A 16,908-nucleotide genomic window follows, 5' to 3' on the forward strand; every position below is an offset into this window, starting at 1 on the left:
GCTGTCGACAGCGGGGCGTCCGGCGTACCCGGACCCTCTTCGGACCGATTCGGTGGTTTCGCGCGTGCCGTGCTCGCGGTCCGCGACCTGTCCGGAGAAGCTGTGGGGGAACCGACGAGGGAGGCCGCCGGACCGGCGCGAGACGTGGAACCGGGTCCGACCGCCCCGGATCCACCGAGCGAAGCGAGGCCAGTGGACAGTGAGTGATTTCCGACCCGTGCAGATGCGCAGTCCGGTGCTGACGGTGCGGCGTGTCGACGCCTACCACGCCATCACCGTGGTGGCGCCGGGCATCGCCGAGAGGTTCCGTTCGGGACAGTTCGTCGCGGTGGCGGTGGGCGGTGAGCAGTCCAGCATGCTGCTCCGCCGCGCGTTCGCCATCCACGAGGTCAAGCCCGACTACGGGGGAACCGTGGAGTTCCTCTTCGCGGTGCGTGGACGGGGCACCGCCTGGCTGGCCGAGCGGCGTTCCAGGGACCTGCTCGACATCGTGGGGCCGCTGGGACGTCCCTTCCCGTTGCCGCGCGACCCGGTCAACTGCGTGCTGGTGGGCGGCGGCGCGGGGGCCGCGCCGCTGTTCCCATTGGCGCACACGCTGCGCCGGCGGGGCTGCCGGGTCGACTTCGTGCTGGGCGCGGCCGACGCGGAACGGGTCTTCGGCGCCATCACCGCGCGCAGGGTCGCCGAGACCGCGACCTTCACCACCGACGACGGCTCCTTCGGCCTGCGCGGCCAGGTCACCGAGGTGCTGCCCCAGGTCGTCGAGGACGCCCGCTCCGACGTGATCTACGCCTGCGGGCCGATGCCGATGCTGCGCGAGGTCACCGCGCTGGCGGCGCGCTACGACATCCCGGTGCAGGTGTCGGTCGAGGAGACGATGGCCTGTGGCACCGGGGTGTGCATGACGTGCGTCATCCCGGTGATCGGCGATGACGGCATCACCCGTATGACGCGCTCCTGTGTGGACGGTCCGGTGTTCCGGGGCGAGCGGGTGCGCTTCGACGACGTCGGCACCATCCCCTTCGACGCCCTGGGCGCCCCGGGCTGGAAGACGCACGGTGACGACGCCGTCCAGACGCGCGAGGCGGGTTAGCCGTGGCCGCGACGACTCCCGGCGCGACATGGTGGAAGGGCGCGGGCGGCCCCCTGCTCCCGCCGGTGGCCGAGGTGCCCGCAGGCGGCGGGGGGACACAGGAGGAGGCCCGGCGGACCGACGGGTCCGGCCGGGACGAGGCAACGAAAGGTGCGTCCGGGATGAGTCCCGACCTGCGGACCCGACTGGGGGACGTGGAGCTGGCCAATCCGATCATGACCGCGGCGGGTTGCGCGGGCGCGGGACGTGAACTGGCCCAGTTCTTCGACGTCGCCCGGATCGGCGCGGTCGTCACCAAATCGGTGATGCTGGAGCCGCGGGCGGGACGTCCGGCGCCGCGCATGGCCGAGACCCCCAGCGGGATGCTCAGCGCGATCGGGCTCCAGGGCCCGGGGATCGAGGTGTTCCTCCAGCGGGACCTGCCCTGGTTGCTGGCGCGCGGCGGGCGCGCCGTGGTCTCGATCGCGGGGGGCTCTGCCGAGGAGTACGCGGAGCTGGCCCGGCGCCTGTCCATGGCGCCGGGGGTCACGATGATCGAGATCAACCTGTCCAGCCCCAACCTGGCCGACCGCGGGCGCGACTTCACCGAGGACCCGGCGGCGGCGGCGCGGGTGGTGCGCGTGGTCCGCGCCTCGGCCCGCTCGGACATCCCGGTCTTCGCCAAGCTGTCGTCGGACGTGCCGGACCTGGTGGGGCTGGCCACGGCCTGCGCCGAGGCCGGGGCCGACGGGCTGTCCATGATCAACACGGTGCGCGGCATGGCGATCGACACCGCGACGATGCGTCCCGCGGTCGCCGGGGGGACGGGCGGGCTGTCGGGGCCGGCGATCCGCCCGATCGCGATCGCCTGCGTCTATCGGGTGCACGCCGCGCTGCCTGATGTTCCCATCATCGGGATGGGGGGCGTGCGCACCGGTTCCGACGCGTTGGAGTTCCTGCTCGCGGGGGCCTCGGCGGTGGCCGTGGGAACGGTCATCTTCCACGATCCCTCCGCCTGCGTGCGCATTCTGCGGGAGTTCGAGGAGGCCCTGGAGGAACGAGGCGTCGCCCGGGTGGGGGACCTCATCGGCGCCGCCCACCGACCTCTGGGAGCCACGGCGCTGCGTTGAACCGGGCGCGCTGAGATGGCCTGTGGCGGGCCGTTCCCGCTGGGAACGGCCGAGGAGAGGCCGAAGTAGCGGCGGGGCGGCCACGGCCCTTTGAGCGCCGCAGACGATGACAGATCCGGTGCCCGGCAGGTCCGGGCACCCCGAATCACCAGCGCGATCGCACTGCCACGGGCATGATCCGGTCCAGCCGGGGAACCGCACGGGGCAGTGCGCCCGCGTGGGCCCGGCACGGTGCCGTCGCGAGACGCGCGATGGCACCGTGCGTCCCCCACAGGGGCTCCGTCACCTGCGGACGCCCACGAGAGCCGCTCACCCGGAGAACGAAGGAGAACGAACGTGGTCGCGCCCATCGCCGTCGCCATCGACGCACCCGACATCGAGACCGCAGCCCGCTGGGCGTCGTCGGTCGCCCCGCACGTCAGTACGGTCAAGGTCGGCCTGGAGCTCTACCTGCGCTATGGGCCCGACGTCATCGCCTCCATGCGCGGCGCCAACAAGGTCGCGCTCTTCCTCGACCTGAAGTTGCACGACATCCCCGCCACGGTGGCCGGCGCCGCGCGCTCCGTCGCCCGGCTGCGCCCCTCGATCCTGACGGTCCACGCGGCGGGCGGGCGCGACATGATCCGCGCGGCCGTCGAGGCCGCCCCCGAGACCAGGATCGCCGCCGTGACCGTCTTGACCTCGCTGGAGGACGCCGCGTTGGAGGAGATCGGGCTGCGGGGCCCGGCCCACGACGCGGTCCGCCGCCTGGCCGTGCTGTCGGTGGAGGCGGGGGCGCGGGCGCTGGTGTGCTCGCCGCACGAGGTGTCCTCGCTGCGCGCGGAGGTCGGTCCGGACATCACGCTCATCACCCCCGGCGTCCGTCCTGCGGGGGCCGACAAGGGGGACCAGGCCCGCGTGGCGACGCCGGAGGAGGCGATCGCAGCGGGGGCCGATCTCTTGGTGATCGGTCGTCCGATCACCCGCGCCGCCGACCCCGGTGCGGCGGCGGCGACGATCGCCGCGGCACTGCGCAGGGCGTCGACGGCGTCGGCGTGACCCTCGGTAGGCCCACTTACGGTCATAAGTGGGAGGGATAAAGGCCCAACCGAAATGTGGCCGAAATGGGCCGGAGTGGGAAAGGTCACGTCGGTTCCGGTCCTGGAAGGGGAAAGAGGGAGGCGGCTGCGCAAGAGGCCGGAATCCCGATTTTCATCACCTCTCCGCGATCGCCTGATAACGCAACGTAGTTAGTTGGACGAAATAGCGCTTGAAAAGCCACTTTGCGTTGCCGAACAGGCCCGGAACCTACTAACTTGCGCAGGCGTCCGCCCTCCGCAAACGAGAGAAAACCGAGGTGACCCGGCGTGGCCCTTCCTCCCCTCACTCCTGAACAGCGCGCCGCGGCTCTGGAAAAAGCCGCGAAGGCCAGAAAAGAGCGTGCGGAAGTCAAGAACCGTCTCAAGCACGGTGGCATCTCCCTGTCCGAGGTCCTCGCCGACGGGCAGACCGATGACGTCATCGGCAAGATGAAGGTCTCCGACTTGCTGCAGTCGCTCCCCGGCGTCGGCAAGGTCCGCGCCAAGCAGATCATGGAGCGCCTCAACATCGCCGAGTCCCGGCGTGTCCGTGGTCTCGGGGCCAACCAGCGCGCCGCGCTGGAGCGCGAGTTCGGCAGCGCCGAATAACCGGACGGTCCCGAGCGGGAGATCCGGCACGTGGATGTCCCGCTCGGTGACCGCAGGTCGCGAGCCCTAGGCTCCGGCCGACCGGACACCGATGCCGCGGTGTGACCTGGGGCGAGAGCGATCTTCCGATCGCGATCCCGCCCGGTCGCGCCGCGGCACGGTGGTATAAAAGACCCATGCCAACGGCCCGCTCGATGTGCCGGAACGGCTTTATGGGGCCGTCCGCGACGAGGTCGGGCGCACGGCACGCGCGTCGCCTTCGTCCACGCGGTGCCGGAGCACGAACAACCGTCGATCCGCTCGCGCGGGGTTGAGAGTTTGGAATCCAGTGCCTGTTGAGCCGCGGAACGACGCCAGCCCTACCAGCCCGTCGAAGAGGCTCATCGTCCTGTCGGGGCCGTCGGGAGTGGGCAAGAGCACGGTCGTCAAGGAGATCCGCCGACGCCACCCCGAGGTGTGGCTCTCGGTCTCGGTGACCACCCGCGCCCCTCGTCCGGGCGAGACCGACGGCGTCGAGTACCACTTCGTCTCCGACGAGGAGTTCGACCGCCTCGTGGCCGAAGGGCAGCTGTTGGAGTGGGCCGAGTTCTCGGGAAACCGCTACGGGACCCCGCGCCGTCCCGTCGTCGAACGGCTCGCCGGCGGCGATCCCGTGCTGCTGGAGATCGAGCTCCAGGGGGCGCGCCAGGTCCGCGAGAACATGCCCGACGCCTATCTCGTCTTCCTGGCCCCGCCCTCGTGGGACGAGCTGGTGCGCCGGCTGACCGGCCGCGGCACCGAATCGCCCGAGGTGATCCGCCGCCGCCTCGACACGGCCCGCGTCGAACTCGCGGCCGAGAAGGAGTTCGACACCACGCTCGTCAACACGTCCGTGCGCGACGTGTGCGATGAGCTGCTAGCGTTGATGTTCGCGCCGTCTGTGTGATAGGGGCGACCCGACAGGGCGGCAGCCCAGGGGCGCTCTGCGACGGCCACCGCACGATCCACCCACGGCCCCGTCGACACGGGGCCGGTCGATATCCGGGAGTACGCAACGTGGCTGGCACCCTGCCTGTCGCCGAAGGCATCACCAACCCGCCCATCGACGAGCTCCTGCAGGTCGTCGACAGCAAGTACAGCCTGGTCACCATGGCCTCCAAGCGCGCTCGGCAGATCAACGCCTACTACGCCCAGCTGGGCGAGGGCCTGCTCGAGTACGTCGGGCCGCTCGTCGAGACCCAGGTCCAGGAGAAGGCGCTGTCCATCGCCCTGCGCGAGGTCAAGGAGGGGCTGCTCAGCGCGGACCCCTACGAGGGCGTCTGAGACGGACCGTCCGGGGTCGCCCACCAGGGGCCGGGGCGGTTTCGTTAGGGTTCGACCGTGAGCACTGAACACCAGCCCGAAGTCGTCCTGGGAGTGGGCGCGGGCATCGCCGCCTACAAGGTCTGCGACCTGTTGCGGCGCTTCACCGAATCCGGGCACGGGGTCACCGTCGTGCCGACCGCCGAGGCGTTGCGTTTCGTCGGTGAGCCGACGTGGGCCGCGCTGTCCGGCCGTCCGGTCGCCACCGGTGTGTGGGACGGGGTCCACGAGGTCCCGCACGTACGCATCGGCCAGCGCGCCGATCTCGTCTTCGTCGCCCCCGCCACCGCCGACCTGCTCGCCAGGGCGGCCCACGGCCTGGCCGGCGACCTGCTCACCAATACGCTGCTCACCGCCCGCTGTCCGGTGGTGTTCGCTCCGGCGATGCACACCGAGATGTGGGAGCACCCGGCCACACAGGCCAACGTCGCGACACTGCGATCGCGGGGCGCCATCGTCTTGGACCCGGCGGTGGGCCGGCTCACCGGCGCCGACACCGGCCGTGGCCGGCTGCCCGACCCCGCCGAGCTGTTCGCCGTGGGACGGCGCGTGCTCGCGCGCGGCGCCCTGTCCACCGATCTGGCCGGCCGGCGGGTGGTGATCTCGGCGGGGGGCACCCGCGAGCCCATCGACCCGGTCCGGTTCATCGGCAACCGTTCCTCGGGACGGCAGGGGTACGCGCTGGCGGCCACCGCGGTGGCCCGCGGCGCCCAGGTCACCCTCGTCTCGGCCAACGTGGAGCTGGCCGACCCCGCGGGGGTCGAGGTGCGCAGGGTCGGTTCCGCGTTGGAGCTGCGCGAGGCCGTTCTGGCCGAGGCGCCCGCGGCCGACGCCGTGGTGATGGCCGCGGCGGTCGCCGACTTCCGGCCCTCCAGTGAGGCCGGTGGGAAGATCAAGAAGACGGGGGCCGCACCCGCGCCGATCACCCTGGTCGAGAACCCTGACGTGCTCGCCGAGCTGGTGCGCGAGCGCGCGCGGGCTGACCAGGTCATCGTCGGGTTCGCGGCCGAGACCGACGACGTCTTGGAGAACGGGCGCGCCAAGCTCGCCCGCAAGGGCTGCGACCTGCTCGTGGTCAACCAGGTCGGTCGGGGCAGGGCCTTTGGGACCGTCGACAACCAGGCGGTCGTGCTCGGCCGCGACGGTACGAGCACCGAGATCCCGCGCGGTCCCAAGGAGGATCTGGCCGATCGGGTGTGGGATCTGGTGACGGAAAGGCTGTCCCGGTGAAAACCCACCGGTAAGGTCGTCATTTGGTGGGATTCCATGGTGACATGCCATCGCCGGTGTCGTACTGTTGTGCGGATGCCGTGCGGGAAGGCGCCCTACTACAGTGGTTCCCACCAATCGATCGCGTCGGCCGGAGACCTGCGGGCGGTAGCGTCCCTCGGGTACCGATCGCCGCCGACAACTGTCAGCCAGCAGCCGCTGCAAGGAGTCCCTCAACGTGTCCCGTCGCCTTTTCACCTCCGAGTCGGTCACCGAAGGCCACCCCGACAAGATGGCCGACCAGATCAGTGACGCGATCCTCGACGCAATGCTCAAGGACGACCCGAAGAGCCGGGTCGCCGTCGAGACGCTGATCACCACCGGGCAGGTGCACGTCGCCGGTGAGGTCACCACCGAAACCTACGTCGACATTCCCAGCATCATCCGGGAGAAGATCCTCGAGATCGGCTACGACTCCTCCGCGAAGGGATTCGACGGGGCCTCCTGCGGGGTCTCCGTCTCGATCGGCGCGCAGTCCCCCGACATCGCCCAGGGCGTGGACACCGCTTACGAGAAGCGCGAGAACCAGGACTCCGACGACCTCGACCTCCAGGGCGCGGGCGACCAGGGGCTGATGTTCGGTTACGCCAACCGCGAGACCCCCGAGCTCATGCCCCTGCCGATCAAGCTCGCCCACGCGCTGTCCCAGCGGCTGTCCGAGGTGCGCCGCGACGGCACCATCCCCTACCTGCGCCCTGACGGGAAGACCCAGGTCACGATCGAGTACGACGGCGCCACCCCGGTCCGGCTGGACACCGTCGTGGTCTCCAGCCAGCACGCCTCGGACATCGACCTCGGCGAGCTGCTCACGCCCGACATCAAGGAGCACGTGATCGCCCCGGTCGTGGCCAGCTACGGCCTCGAGACCGACGACTACCGCCTCCTGGTCAACCCGACCGGCCGCTTCGAGATCGGCGGCCCCATGGGAGACGCCGGTCTGACCGGCCGCAAGATCATCGTCGACACCTACGGCGGCTACGCGCGCCACGGTGGCGGCGCCTTCTCCGGCAAGGACCCCTCCAAGGTCGACCGTTCCGCGGCCTACGCCACGCGCTGGGTGGCCAAGAACGTCGTGGCCGCGGGGCTGGCCGAGCGCGCCGAGGTCCAGGTCGCCTACGCCATCGGCAAGGCGCACCCGGTCGGCGTCTTCCTGGAGACCTTCGGCACCGAGCAGGTCGCCCCCGAGCTGATCGAGAAGGCGGTCCTCGAGGTCTTCGACCTGCGTCCGGCCGCCATCATCCGCGACCTCGACCTGCTGCGCCCGATCTACTCCAAGACCGCCGCCTACGGTCACTTCGGCCGCGAGCTCCCGGAGTTCACCTGGGAGCGCACCGACCGGGCCGAGGCGCTGAAGAGCGCCGTCGGGGCCTGACCGCCTGCCCCGCACGCGACAACGCCGGGACGGGACCCGCGCGGTCATGCGCGGGTCCCGTCCCGTCTCGTCCATGGGCGCCTCAGGAGGCCGAGGGCAGGCGAGCCAGCGTCCATTTCTGCACGGCCTCCAGCGGCCCCTGCGAGAAACGGCGCAGCCACAGGGAAGCCGCCACGACCAGCAGCAGGCTGACCGCGGCCCACAGGCCCAGCACCCACCACGGCCCACTGCCGGCCATCCGCTCGGCCAGTCCCAGCCCGAAGCCGTAGCACAGCAGCATGCACGCCACGTTCTGCGCGACATAGCCCGACAGCGCCGTACGGCCCAGCGCCGACAGGCCGTGCGTGAGCGGCCCCGGACGCCGGACGCGGTCCATCACGACCCCCACCAGGCCGATGTAGCCGATCGCCAGTACCGGCGCGGCGACGTAGCGGTCGAGCAGGAAGAAGTCGGGCCCGGCCAACGTCGTCGCCAGGTTCAGCGGCAGGCCCGCGCCCACGCCCCAGACCAGCATGCGCGTCCGTATGCGCCGCCCGGAGGCGCCGGGATCGAACGCCCCGGCCCTGAACAGCCGCACCCCCACCAGGAACAGGCACACCATCAACGGCAGCGCCACCACCATCTCGGCGCGGAGCACGGCCACGTTGGCCAGCCGGAAGGCCACCAGGTCGAGGTAACCGCCCTGGGCGTAGAGCGCGACCACGGGATCCTCGACCGCGGAGGCGTCCCCGCCGCCGGGTTCGGAGCGGGCCGCGGCCACCAGCACCACGGTCAACGCGGTCATCGCGATGACGTGGAACGCCCCCGAGCCCCACAACGCGACCCGCTGGACCACGCGGGAGCGGGGGAGCAGCCACGCGACGATCAGCGCGGTCACCGCGTACCCCATGAGCACGTCCCAGGCGAACACCAGGGTGAAGTGCACCGCCCCCTCGAACAGCAGGAACAGCGCCCGCCAGCGGTAGCGCCCGGGCCAACGGTCCCCTCGCCGGGCCGCCGAACGGAACTGGATCGCCAGGCCCACGCCGAACAGCACGGTCAGCAGGGCCAGGAACTTTCCGTTGGCGGCGAAGCGGAGCAGCACCTCGGCGATTCCGGAGAGCGAGGGGTCCGTCAGCAGCGAGTCCAACGGCACCAGTGGAGTGCCGGCCGCCAGCGGAGCGATGTCGCCGCCCGGGGCGGTGAAGATCCACACGTTCGTGCCGAGCGTGCCCAGGATCGCCACGCCACGTAACACGTCGAGCAGCGGCAGTCGCCGCGCCGCGGCCGGCCCCGCGGCTACTCCGGTCCGTGTGGTCGTGGTCTCCATCGTCAGCGTCCCTCCATCAGTCGGCCGCCCTTCCGGCCGGAACGCTTCCGATACTTCCGCCCGGGCGTCTCCCGCGCCTCCTGCCGAATGCCGAACCGGGATGCTGCTTTCGGAGGACTCTCAGGGACGGATCTCCCCCTGACATGCCGGAGGCGGCGTCGCGGGATCCACCGCGACGCCGCCTCCGGCGGGCCTCAGATGCGAATGGTGGTGCTGCGCACGATCTCGAACACCGGATGGTTGGGTGCCGCCTCCACGAACTCGGTGTCGGAGGAGTCACGGCCCACCTCGAAGTAGGAACCGACCACCACGGCCCGGGGATGGGCGAGGTACTCGCGCAGTACCGGCGCCGCCCGTTCGGGTTCGACCTCGAGAACGCTGATCAGCTCGATCCAACCGCCCCGGCGCAGCGTCGCGATGCCCTCCTTGCGGAGGTTGCGGACCCAGCCCACGGGGCCGTAGGGAGCGACCAGGAAACGGCCGTTGGCGTTCTCCACGAGACTGATCGGCGTTGTACGCAGGAACCCGGACTTCGCGCCGCGGGTGGTGAGCAGGTGGGTCTCCCGTGGCGCGGCGCCGTACTTGACGAGACCGCCGATGAGGGCGTTCGCCGTGCGTCGCAGTCTGGTCATCTCAAATCGCCTGGTGCCGTTCGTCATCGCCTCTCCCTACGTCGCACTCCCCTCCATTCTGGGGGGCGCGACGATCACCTCGCGCGCACCCTCCATACCCGCCGGCCCGACGGCGAACCCGCGGGGGCGAAGGGGCTCATCGGAACGCCGGGATACCCGTCACCGCCTGTCCCAGACTGAGCGCGTGCACCTCCTCGGTGCCCTCGTAGGTGGCCACGGTCTCCAGGTTCAGCAGGTGCCGCAGCACCGGATACTCCAGGGTGATCCCGTTCGCGCCGTGGATCGACCGCGCGGCGCCGGCCACCCGTTGGGCCGCCGCGACGTTGGCAAACTTGCCGTAGCTGACCTGGGTGTGGTGGCAGGCGCCGGCGTCCTTGAGCCGGCCGATCTGGAGCGCAGTCAGGGCGGCGGAGTTGACGTCCACGACCATGTCGGCGATCTTGCGCTGGGTGAGTTGGAAGGCCGCGATCGGACGGCCGAACTGCACCCTCGTGCCGGCGTACTCCAGCGCGGCCTCGTAGCAGGCGCGCGCCGCGCCGGCGACCCCCCACACGATCCCGTAACGGGCCTCGTTGAGGCACGACAACGGCGCGCCCAGACCGGCCGCACCGGGAAGCCGCGCCGACTCCGGCAGCCGCACTCCGTCGAGCACCAGTTCGGAGGTGATCGACGCGCGCAACGACAGCTTGCGGTGGATCACGTTGGCGCTGAAGCCGGGCGTTCCCGCGGGGACGAGGAACCCGCGGATCCCCTCTTCCGTCGTCGCCCAGACCACGGCGACATCGGCCACCGAGCCGTTGGTGATCCACATCTTCGTCCCGTCGAGGATCCAGTCGGAGCCGTCACGGCGGGCGCGGGTGCGCATCGATCCGGGGTCGCTGCCGGAGTCCGGTTCGGTCAGTCCGAAGCAGCCGATCGCCTCGCCGGCCGCCATGCGCGGCAACCACTCCCGTTTCTGCTCCTCCGAGCCGTACCGGTGGATCGCGGTCATCGCCAGTGACCCCTGGACCGACACGAAGCTGCGCAGCCCCGAGTCCACCGCCTCCAGTTCACGACAGGCCAGCCCGTAGGCGACCGCGCTCGTCCCGGCGCACCCGTAGCCCTCCAGGTGCATGCCGAACACGCCGAGGTCGCCGAACGCCTTGGCCAGTCCGCGAGGGTCGGGGATCGTGCCGGCCTCGAACCAGTCGGCGACGTGGGGGAGGAGCTCCCGGGTCGCGAAGTCGCGGACCGTGTCGCGGATCGAGCCCTCCTCCGCGTCCAGCGACGTGTCAACGGCGAGGAAGTCCCGCGCGTCGGGGGCGGCGGGCTTGTGCTGGTCGCCCATGATGGGTCCTTTCGGTTGTGGTGTGGATGTCCAGGGAACCGAGCGTGCTGGCGGGCGGATCGTCAGGGAGTGGCCTGCCGGGCCGCGCCCCGGTCGATCATCCCGCCGATCTGCTCGGCCGTGAAGCCCAGCTCGGCGAGCACGGAGGCCGAGTGCTGACCCAGGAGGGGAGGCGGTGACACCGCGCCGGCGTCATCGGCCTGGGACTCCAGCCGGAAGCCGGCCCGGACCAGGTCCAGGCGCCCGGCGGTGGGGTGGTCGGTCGTCATGGTGACGTCGTCGCCGGCCGCGTCGGCCGTGCGGATCGCGTCGAGCACGCCACGCACCCGGCCCACCGGCACGCCCGCCTCCATCAGCAGCCGGGTCCACTCCTCGGCGCCGCGCCCACGCAGTACCGAGGTGATCTCGGCGACCAGTTCCCCGCGATGCTCCACCCGGCCGGGGTTGGTGGCGTAGCGTGGGTCGGCCGCCAGGTCCGGCCGCTCCAGCACGGCGCACAGGCGCCGGTACAGCGTGTCGTTGCCGGCGGCGATCACGATGTCGGAATCGGCGGTGGGAAAGACCTGGTAGGGCACGATCGCGCCGTGGGCGTTGCCGGCGCGTCCCGGCTCGCGGCCGGTGACCAGGGCCTGCTGGGCGAGGTTGACCAGCCCGGACAGGGCGGAGCCGATCAGCGACACGGTGACGTGCTCGCCCCTTCCCGACGCGCGGGCGCGCACCAGCGCGCCGAGGATCGCCACGGCCGCGTTGAGCCCGGTCAGGACGTCGGTCACGGCGACGCCCACCTTGGCCGGCGCGCCGTCTGGCTCGCCCGTCACCGCCATCAGCCCGCTCTCCGCCTGCACGATCAGGTCGAACCCCGGCCGTTGGGCGGGGACGTGCCCGGGGCCGAAGCCGCTGATGGAGCAGTAGACCACCGCGGGGTTGCGCTCCCGCACCGCCGCGTACCCCAGGCCGAGCCGTTCGGCCACACCCGGACGGAAGTTCTGGACCACCACGTCGGCGCGCGCGCACAGCTCCCGCACCGCGGCCAGACCGTCGGGGTCCTTGACGTCCACGGCCAGACTCCGTTTGCCGCGGTTGACGGCCAGGTAGTAGGCGGCCTCCCCACCGGCCCGGGGCGGTCCCCACGAGCGGGTGTCGTCTCCGTGACCGGGGTGTTCCACCTTGACGACCTCGGCTCCGAGGTCGGCCAGCAGCATGGTGGCGTAGGGCCCGGCGAGCACCCGGGACAGGTCGGCGACGAGGATCCCGTCCAGGGGACCGGAGGGGGCGGTGCGATCGGTGTCGGTCATCCTCGGGAACACTCCTCATGCGTGCCGGCGCGGGAAGCGCGCAACTGGTGACAGGTCTCCAGACAGCGGCGGAGTGCCGTGGCCAGCGCTCCCCCCGACTGCCCGGCGTAACGGGTCTGGACGCGACGCACCATTTCGGCGGTGTCGGTACGGACCGACAGCCCCTCCACGAGACAGCGGAAGAACTCTCGGGCGAGATCGGTCAGCAAGGTGGTGTCCGCGGCGACGACGCGGCCGTCGGAGAGGTCGACGGCGAGCACGACCCCCAGCCGTTCGTATTGGGAGTGACCGGCGACCGTGTCGGGAAGGCGGGCGTAGCCCGAGACCAGGACCACGTCGGGGTTGTCCAGGAGCGGCCGGAAACGGTCGTGTGCCTGCACGGTGCTGTTCCTCCAGAGGGCATGCGAGTACTCCATGTCTTGCACTGGAGTCTCGCGCCTGGACAGGACGACCGGGAAGGACCGGTCACCCTCGGCGGGAGGGCAGGCCCTCCCAGTATGTCGGATCCGATCGTGGCGGTGTCAACGCTCCCACCCCCGAACAGCCCGGTTTGCCTTCCCCAGGGGAGCGTGCGCTATAGTCCGGGCCAGGTCATGAGCGCCAGCGCCAAGCCCCGGCTCGCTGGCCGGCAACCCTCCTTCCGCGGTGGGGTGCCCCGGGTGAGGACCAGGTCGAGACACGACCACCAACGTCAACGTGTCAGACAAGCGCGGACCCCGTCCGACGGTGCCAGCAGATGCGCCCTGGGGTCCTCTGTGACTCTGAGAGGTGCCTGATGACAGCTATCGCCCCGTCCCCGCTCGCTTCCACCGACCTGCCCGACGCCCCCGCCGTGGTCGGGACCGGACTGCGGGTTCCGCTGGTCACCGGCGGGAGCGCCGAGTACGCCAACCTCGACCACGCGGCCAGCGCCCCGTGCCTGGAGGCGGTCCGCGAGGCCGTCGAACAGGCGCTGCCCCGTTACGCGAGCGTGCACCGCGGGGCCGGACTGCACTCGCAGATCAGCACGGACGCCTACGAGCGGGCCCGGGCCTCGGTGGCGCGCTTCGTCGGCGCCGGCGAGGAGGACACGGTGGTGTTCGTCCGCGGCACCACCGACGCGCTCAACCTCCTGGCGCGGTGTCTGCCGCGGGGCACCACCGTGGTGCTGTTCGCCGGAGAGCACCACGCCAGCCTGCTGCCCTGGGAGCACGAGGGGAGCCGGGCGGGCGAGGTCGTCCGGCTCCCGCTGCCCGGCGGGCCGGAGGAGGCGGTCGAGGCCGCCCGCGCCGCGCTGCGGGCCGCGCGGCCGGGACCCCGCCTGTTGTGCGTGACGGCGGCGTCCAACGTCACCGGCGAGGTGTGGCCGATCGAGGAACTGGCGCTGGTGGCGCGGGAGGAGGGGGCGCGCGTCGTGGTGGACGCCGCCCAGCTCGTCCCGCACCGGCCCTTCGACCTGGCGGCCTGCGGCGCCGACTACGTCGCCTTCTCCGGCCACAAGCTCTACGCGCCCTTCGGCTGTGGCGTGCTCGCCGGACGCGCCGACTGGCTCCGGGCGGCCGACCCCTACCTGGCCGGTGGTGGCGCCACCGCCAACGTCACCGACGCCGGTGTCGTCTGGAGCGACCTACCGGATCGGCACGAGGCGGGCAGCCCCAACGTCATCGGGGCGGTGGCGCTCGCCGCGGCCTGTGAGGCCCTGACCGAGGCGGGGTGGGAACATCTGCGCCTGCGGGAGGAGCTGTTGCTCGGCCGGTTGCGGGACGGCCTGGCGGGAATCTCCGCGGTGACCGAGCTCGCGTTGTGGGGGACGGGGTGGCCACGGGTGGCGATCACGTCGTTCGTCGTGGAGGGGGTGGCGGGTGACCTGCTGGCCGCGGCGCTGTCCGCCGAGTACGGGATCGGCGTGCGCGACGGCCTGTTCTGCGCCCACCCCCTCACCCGGGCGCTCCTGCCGGAGGGACACGGACGCGCGGTCCGGGCCAGCATCGGGCTGGGGACGACCCCGGAGCACGTGGACCGCCTCGTCCACGCGGTCGCCGAACTCGTGGCGGAGGGACCCCGGTGGACCTACGGACGCGAGGAGGGGCGGATCGTCCCGGTTCCGGACCTCCGCCTCCACGAGTAAAGGACAAAAGACTTTTCAGAGGACAAAATTCGCTTAAATAAAGTGAGAATTATCCCGGGGGGATAAAAGTCCGAAGAGGCGGTAGCATCGGGCGCTAATGAACGGGCACCGTAACGGAGCCGGAATGGATCACGAGTCCACTCCGGTCCGGGCGCCCATCAGCCGACGGCTCGGGGAGCGCGATCGTGACTGATCACTGGTGGGCGACGAGGACCGACCGGCGGCCGAGCGTGCTGGAGATCCCCTGGCCGCGCGTGGTCCGGCTGGACGAACGACGTAGCGGGCCGCGCCGTGCGGCACCACGGGCACAAGCGATCGTGAAACCTCCCTCTCCCCTGGAACGGGCCCAGACCGCCTTCCTGCGCCGGGCCGTCGGCTACCTGGCCGCGGATCTGCGCGTCCGCCAGTACATCACCCTGGGCGCCGACGCCGCCGCCGTCGGCGCCGCCCGGGACGCCGCCCGGGAACACGTCCCCGACCCCCACTTCCTACGGATCGACACCGACTCCGTCCCCTCCCTGGCCGGCCGCGGACAGGCGGGGGAGGAGGAGATCACGGTCCTACGCGCCGGCGGTCTCCCCGCGGGGGAGCTCATCGGCCGGCTCCGCGTCCGGGGGCTGGTCGACTTCACGGCACCGGTCGCCGTGTTCGTCCTCGACGCCCAGCTTCGCCTCACGGGCCCGCTCCAACCGCACAAACTGGCGGCGACGTTCCACGCGGTGCTGTGCCCGGGCAGCCACCTCGCGATCACCCGGCCGCCCCACGGCTGCCCCGACACGCGGAGCCGGGAACACACCGCCGAGCTGTTCGCCCCGTTCCGGCTGATCGAACCCGGCCTCGCCGACATGGCCTGGTGGCCCTACCCCGACGAGGAGGTCACCGGTCGCGGAACCGGAGTCCTCGCCGGGGTGGCGCGCCGCTCCTGAGACAGCGGGGCGCCCCGCTGCCGGCTAGGCGACCTCGTCGCGCTCACGCCAGGCGCTCAGGTAGGCCCGGGTCATCCAGGCGTCGGCCCAGGCGTGGTCGGGCCGCTCGGGCAGGAACGACGACCTCGACAGTTCCTCCAGCCGTTCCTCCAACCCCTTCGCCGCCTCCAGGGCCTCCTCCCGCGTGAAGCGCCCACGGCGCAGGTCGCGCAGCCACGGCCCCCACGGGTCGGGGATCGGCAACGTGATCCGCCCGGTCTCCAGCAGTTCCACGCCCTGCACCCCCAGACGCACCATGTGCATCGCGAACTTCACGTCGAAGCCGTAGCGGTCGACCAGCTCGGGCCGGTTGGTGCGGCGTCCGCCGCGTCGGCCGAGCAGGCTGTCGCGTTGGGTTCGCAGGTAGCCCAGGAAACGGTGGCCGGCCTGCCGGGAGACGATGCGGGAGGCCGAGGCGCGCAGCTCCTCCCCCAGGGGAGAGAGGTGGACGATCTCCGCGTCGGGCACGAACAGCGGCAACAGGACCGTGGGATTCCCGCTCAGGGCCAGCCGCATCCACTTGCGCAGCGAGTACACGGTGAGATCGAGGTCGCCGGGACCCGATCGAGCGCCTTCGGGCTGGGAACGGAAGACGTACTGCTCGAAGGAGCGCAGCCCGATCACGTACTCGGGCGGTTCCACGCAGATCCCCATCTCGTCGCGGTCGTTCAGACCGTCGACGGAGGTTCCGTGCACGCCGGAGCCGACCTGGCAGAGCAGGATCGTGCCCTGGTCGGCGATCCGCGCGGCCTCGGGGGTGGAGTGCTTCACCTGCGCCTCCTGGAGTGATGGGGACGAATGGGACCGACGGTAACGGCACCCTCCGACATGAGGCACCTGGTTTTCCGGAGGCTCCGGCACACCGGAACGGGGACGGTGGGACGGGCGACGGCCGGCGGTGCTGTTCCACTCGTGCCAGGCCCCGGCGACAAAGGGACCGGGGCATCGCCGAATTCACGGAAGAACATGAATTCGATGGCTTGAGACATCACTTTCCGTGGAGGATCGGGCGGATGGCGGAGCGGGACATGGGCCCATGCCTGCCGCCGGAGCCACTGCGCGCGATAGAAGGGCCGGAACCGTTCCGGTGGCCGGATGGGGAAACCACTCCGGTCCCGTGAAGATCGGTCGCGTAGGGTCCTCATCTGGAAACCGCTCGTGGAGGAGTGGAGGAGAGGCATGGCCGTTTCAGGGTGGATCGACAAGGCGTTCTCGTCTACGGCCGTTCTCGTGGTGCTCTCCGGGTGTTCGCTGGAGGATGTCATTGAACCTCGATGGGAGGTTCCGGATCCCACGGTGTCTCCGCCTGAGGCGTCTTTGGAGGGGTTCGCGGAGTTCAGTGACCTGTCGTTGCCTGAGGGGATGCGGGAGGTCGGTGTGGATTCGGGGTTCGACGATTACGGGCGGGTCGTCTACTGGATC

The 16,908-nt window shown here is 71.3% G+C and carries 17 protein-coding genes and 1 riboswitch; of the genes, 11 read left to right on the plus strand and 6 right to left on the minus strand.

Going from position 1 to position 16,908, the window contains the following annotated elements; translation table 11 throughout:
- Positions 1 to 199 precede the first annotated feature (199 nt).
- The 8 genes from B5D66_RS05485 (at position 200) to metK (ending at position 7,851) form a co-directional block, all read left to right on the plus strand.
- Complete coding sequence (locus B5D66_RS05485; RefSeq protein ID WP_078760488.1) at positions 200 to 1,093, plus strand: dihydroorotate dehydrogenase electron transfer subunit; 894 nt, start codon at positions 200 to 202, stop codon at positions 1,091 to 1,093.
- Between the two features lie 161 nt (positions 1,094 to 1,254).
- Positions 1,255 to 2,202, plus strand: a complete 948-nt coding sequence (locus B5D66_RS05490) for a dihydroorotate dehydrogenase (protein WP_078760489.1) — start codon at positions 1,255 to 1,257, stop codon at positions 2,200 to 2,202.
- 336 nt (positions 2,203 to 2,538) lie between these two features.
- Positions 2,539 to 3,240 carry an orotidine-5'-phosphate decarboxylase gene (pyrF, locus tag B5D66_RS05495; protein WP_078760490.1) on the plus strand — a complete coding sequence of 234 codons (702 nt, stop codon included), beginning with the start codon at positions 2,539 to 2,541 and terminating at the stop codon, positions 3,238 to 3,240.
- Between the two features lie 308 nt (positions 3,241 to 3,548).
- Complete coding sequence (mihF, locus tag B5D66_RS05500) at positions 3,549 to 3,869, plus strand: integration host factor, actinobacterial type (protein ID WP_078760491.1); 321 nt, start codon at positions 3,549 to 3,551, stop codon at positions 3,867 to 3,869.
- A gap of 328 nt (positions 3,870 to 4,197) precedes the next feature.
- Positions 4,198 to 4,794, plus strand: a complete 597-nt coding sequence (gmk, locus tag B5D66_RS05505) for a guanylate kinase (protein WP_078760492.1) — start codon at positions 4,198 to 4,200, stop codon at positions 4,792 to 4,794.
- A 110-nt stretch (positions 4,795 to 4,904) separates the two neighbouring features.
- Positions 4,905 to 5,171, plus strand: coding sequence for a DNA-directed RNA polymerase subunit omega (rpoZ, locus tag B5D66_RS05510; RefSeq protein ID WP_078760493.1), 267 nt, complete (start codon positions 4,905 to 4,907; stop codon positions 5,169 to 5,171).
- A 57-nt stretch (positions 5,172 to 5,228) separates the two neighbouring features.
- Complete coding sequence (coaBC, locus tag B5D66_RS05515) at positions 5,229 to 6,440, plus strand: bifunctional phosphopantothenoylcysteine decarboxylase/phosphopantothenate--cysteine ligase CoaBC (protein WP_078760494.1); 1,212 nt, start codon at positions 5,229 to 5,231, stop codon at positions 6,438 to 6,440.
- A gap of 217 nt (positions 6,441 to 6,657) precedes the next feature.
- Positions 6,658 to 7,851, plus strand: coding sequence for a methionine adenosyltransferase (gene metK, locus B5D66_RS05520; RefSeq protein ID WP_078760495.1), 1,194 nt, complete (start codon positions 6,658 to 6,660; stop codon positions 7,849 to 7,851).
- Between the two features lie 82 nt (positions 7,852 to 7,933).
- On the opposite strand, the gene B5D66_RS05525 is transcribed toward metK, so the two are convergent.
- The 5 genes from B5D66_RS05525 to B5D66_RS05545 all read right to left on the minus strand — a co-directional run bounded on the left by B5D66_RS05525 (position 7,934) and on the right by B5D66_RS05545 (position 12,794).
- The gene (locus B5D66_RS05525; protein WP_078760496.1) at positions 7,934 to 9,160 is read right to left on the minus strand and encodes a DUF418 domain-containing protein; all 1,227 of its coding nucleotides are present in this window, start codon (positions 9,158 to 9,160) and stop codon (positions 7,934 to 7,936) included.
- A 194-nt stretch (positions 9,161 to 9,354) separates the two neighbouring features.
- Entirely contained in the window at positions 9,355 to 9,819 is a 465-nt protein-coding gene (locus tag B5D66_RS05530) for a nitroreductase/quinone reductase family protein (protein ID WP_078760497.1), read from the minus strand.
- Between the two features lie 109 nt (positions 9,820 to 9,928).
- The gene (locus B5D66_RS05535) at positions 9,929 to 11,119 is read right to left on the minus strand and encodes an acyl-CoA dehydrogenase family protein (RefSeq protein WP_078760498.1); all 1,191 of its coding nucleotides are present in this window, start codon (positions 11,117 to 11,119) and stop codon (positions 9,929 to 9,931) included.
- Between the two features lie 62 nt (positions 11,120 to 11,181).
- The gene (locus B5D66_RS05540) at positions 11,182 to 12,414 is read right to left on the minus strand and encodes a CaiB/BaiF CoA transferase family protein (protein WP_078760499.1); all 1,233 of its coding nucleotides are present in this window, start codon (positions 12,412 to 12,414) and stop codon (positions 11,182 to 11,184) included.
- Positions 12,411 to 12,794: a DUF3870 domain-containing protein gene (locus B5D66_RS05545; protein ID WP_235000768.1), complete on the minus strand. Its 384-nt coding sequence runs from the start codon at positions 12,792 to 12,794 to the stop codon at positions 12,411 to 12,413. Before B5D66_RS05545 ends, B5D66_RS05540 begins: the two co-directional genes overlap by 4 nt.
- Positions 12,795 to 13,003: 209 nt before the next feature.
- Positions 13,004 to 13,130: riboswitch (SAM riboswitch) on the plus strand.
- Between the two features lie 59 nt (positions 13,131 to 13,189).
- On the opposite strand from B5D66_RS05545, the gene B5D66_RS05550 reads away from it, so the two are divergent.
- A complete protein-coding gene (locus tag B5D66_RS05550; RefSeq protein ID WP_078760501.1) occupies positions 13,190 to 14,521 on the plus strand; it encodes an aminotransferase class V-fold PLP-dependent enzyme in 1,332 nt (443 codons plus the stop codon).
- 185 nt (positions 14,522 to 14,706) lie between these two features.
- Positions 14,707 to 15,447, plus strand: coding sequence for an SAM-dependent methyltransferase (locus B5D66_RS05555; RefSeq protein ID WP_159457217.1), 741 nt, complete (start codon positions 14,707 to 14,709; stop codon positions 15,445 to 15,447).
- A 24-nt stretch (positions 15,448 to 15,471) separates the two neighbouring features.
- Here B5D66_RS05555 and B5D66_RS05560 read toward each other — a convergent pair whose 3' ends face one another.
- Complete coding sequence (locus tag B5D66_RS05560; protein WP_078760503.1) at positions 15,472 to 16,257, minus strand: nucleotidyltransferase domain-containing protein; 786 nt, start codon at positions 16,255 to 16,257, stop codon at positions 15,472 to 15,474.
- A gap of 408 nt (positions 16,258 to 16,665) precedes the next feature.
- Between B5D66_RS05560 and B5D66_RS05565 the strand changes: the two genes are divergently transcribed.
- A partial coding sequence (locus B5D66_RS05565) for a hypothetical protein (RefSeq protein ID WP_394330030.1) occupies positions 16,666 to 16,908 on the plus strand: 243 nt, incomplete at its 3' end.

The organism is Marinactinospora thermotolerans DSM 45154 (assembly GCF_900167435.1).
In the GTDB taxonomy this organism is placed as follows: Bacteria; Actinomycetota; Actinomycetes; order Streptosporangiales; family Streptosporangiaceae; genus Marinactinospora; species Marinactinospora thermotolerans.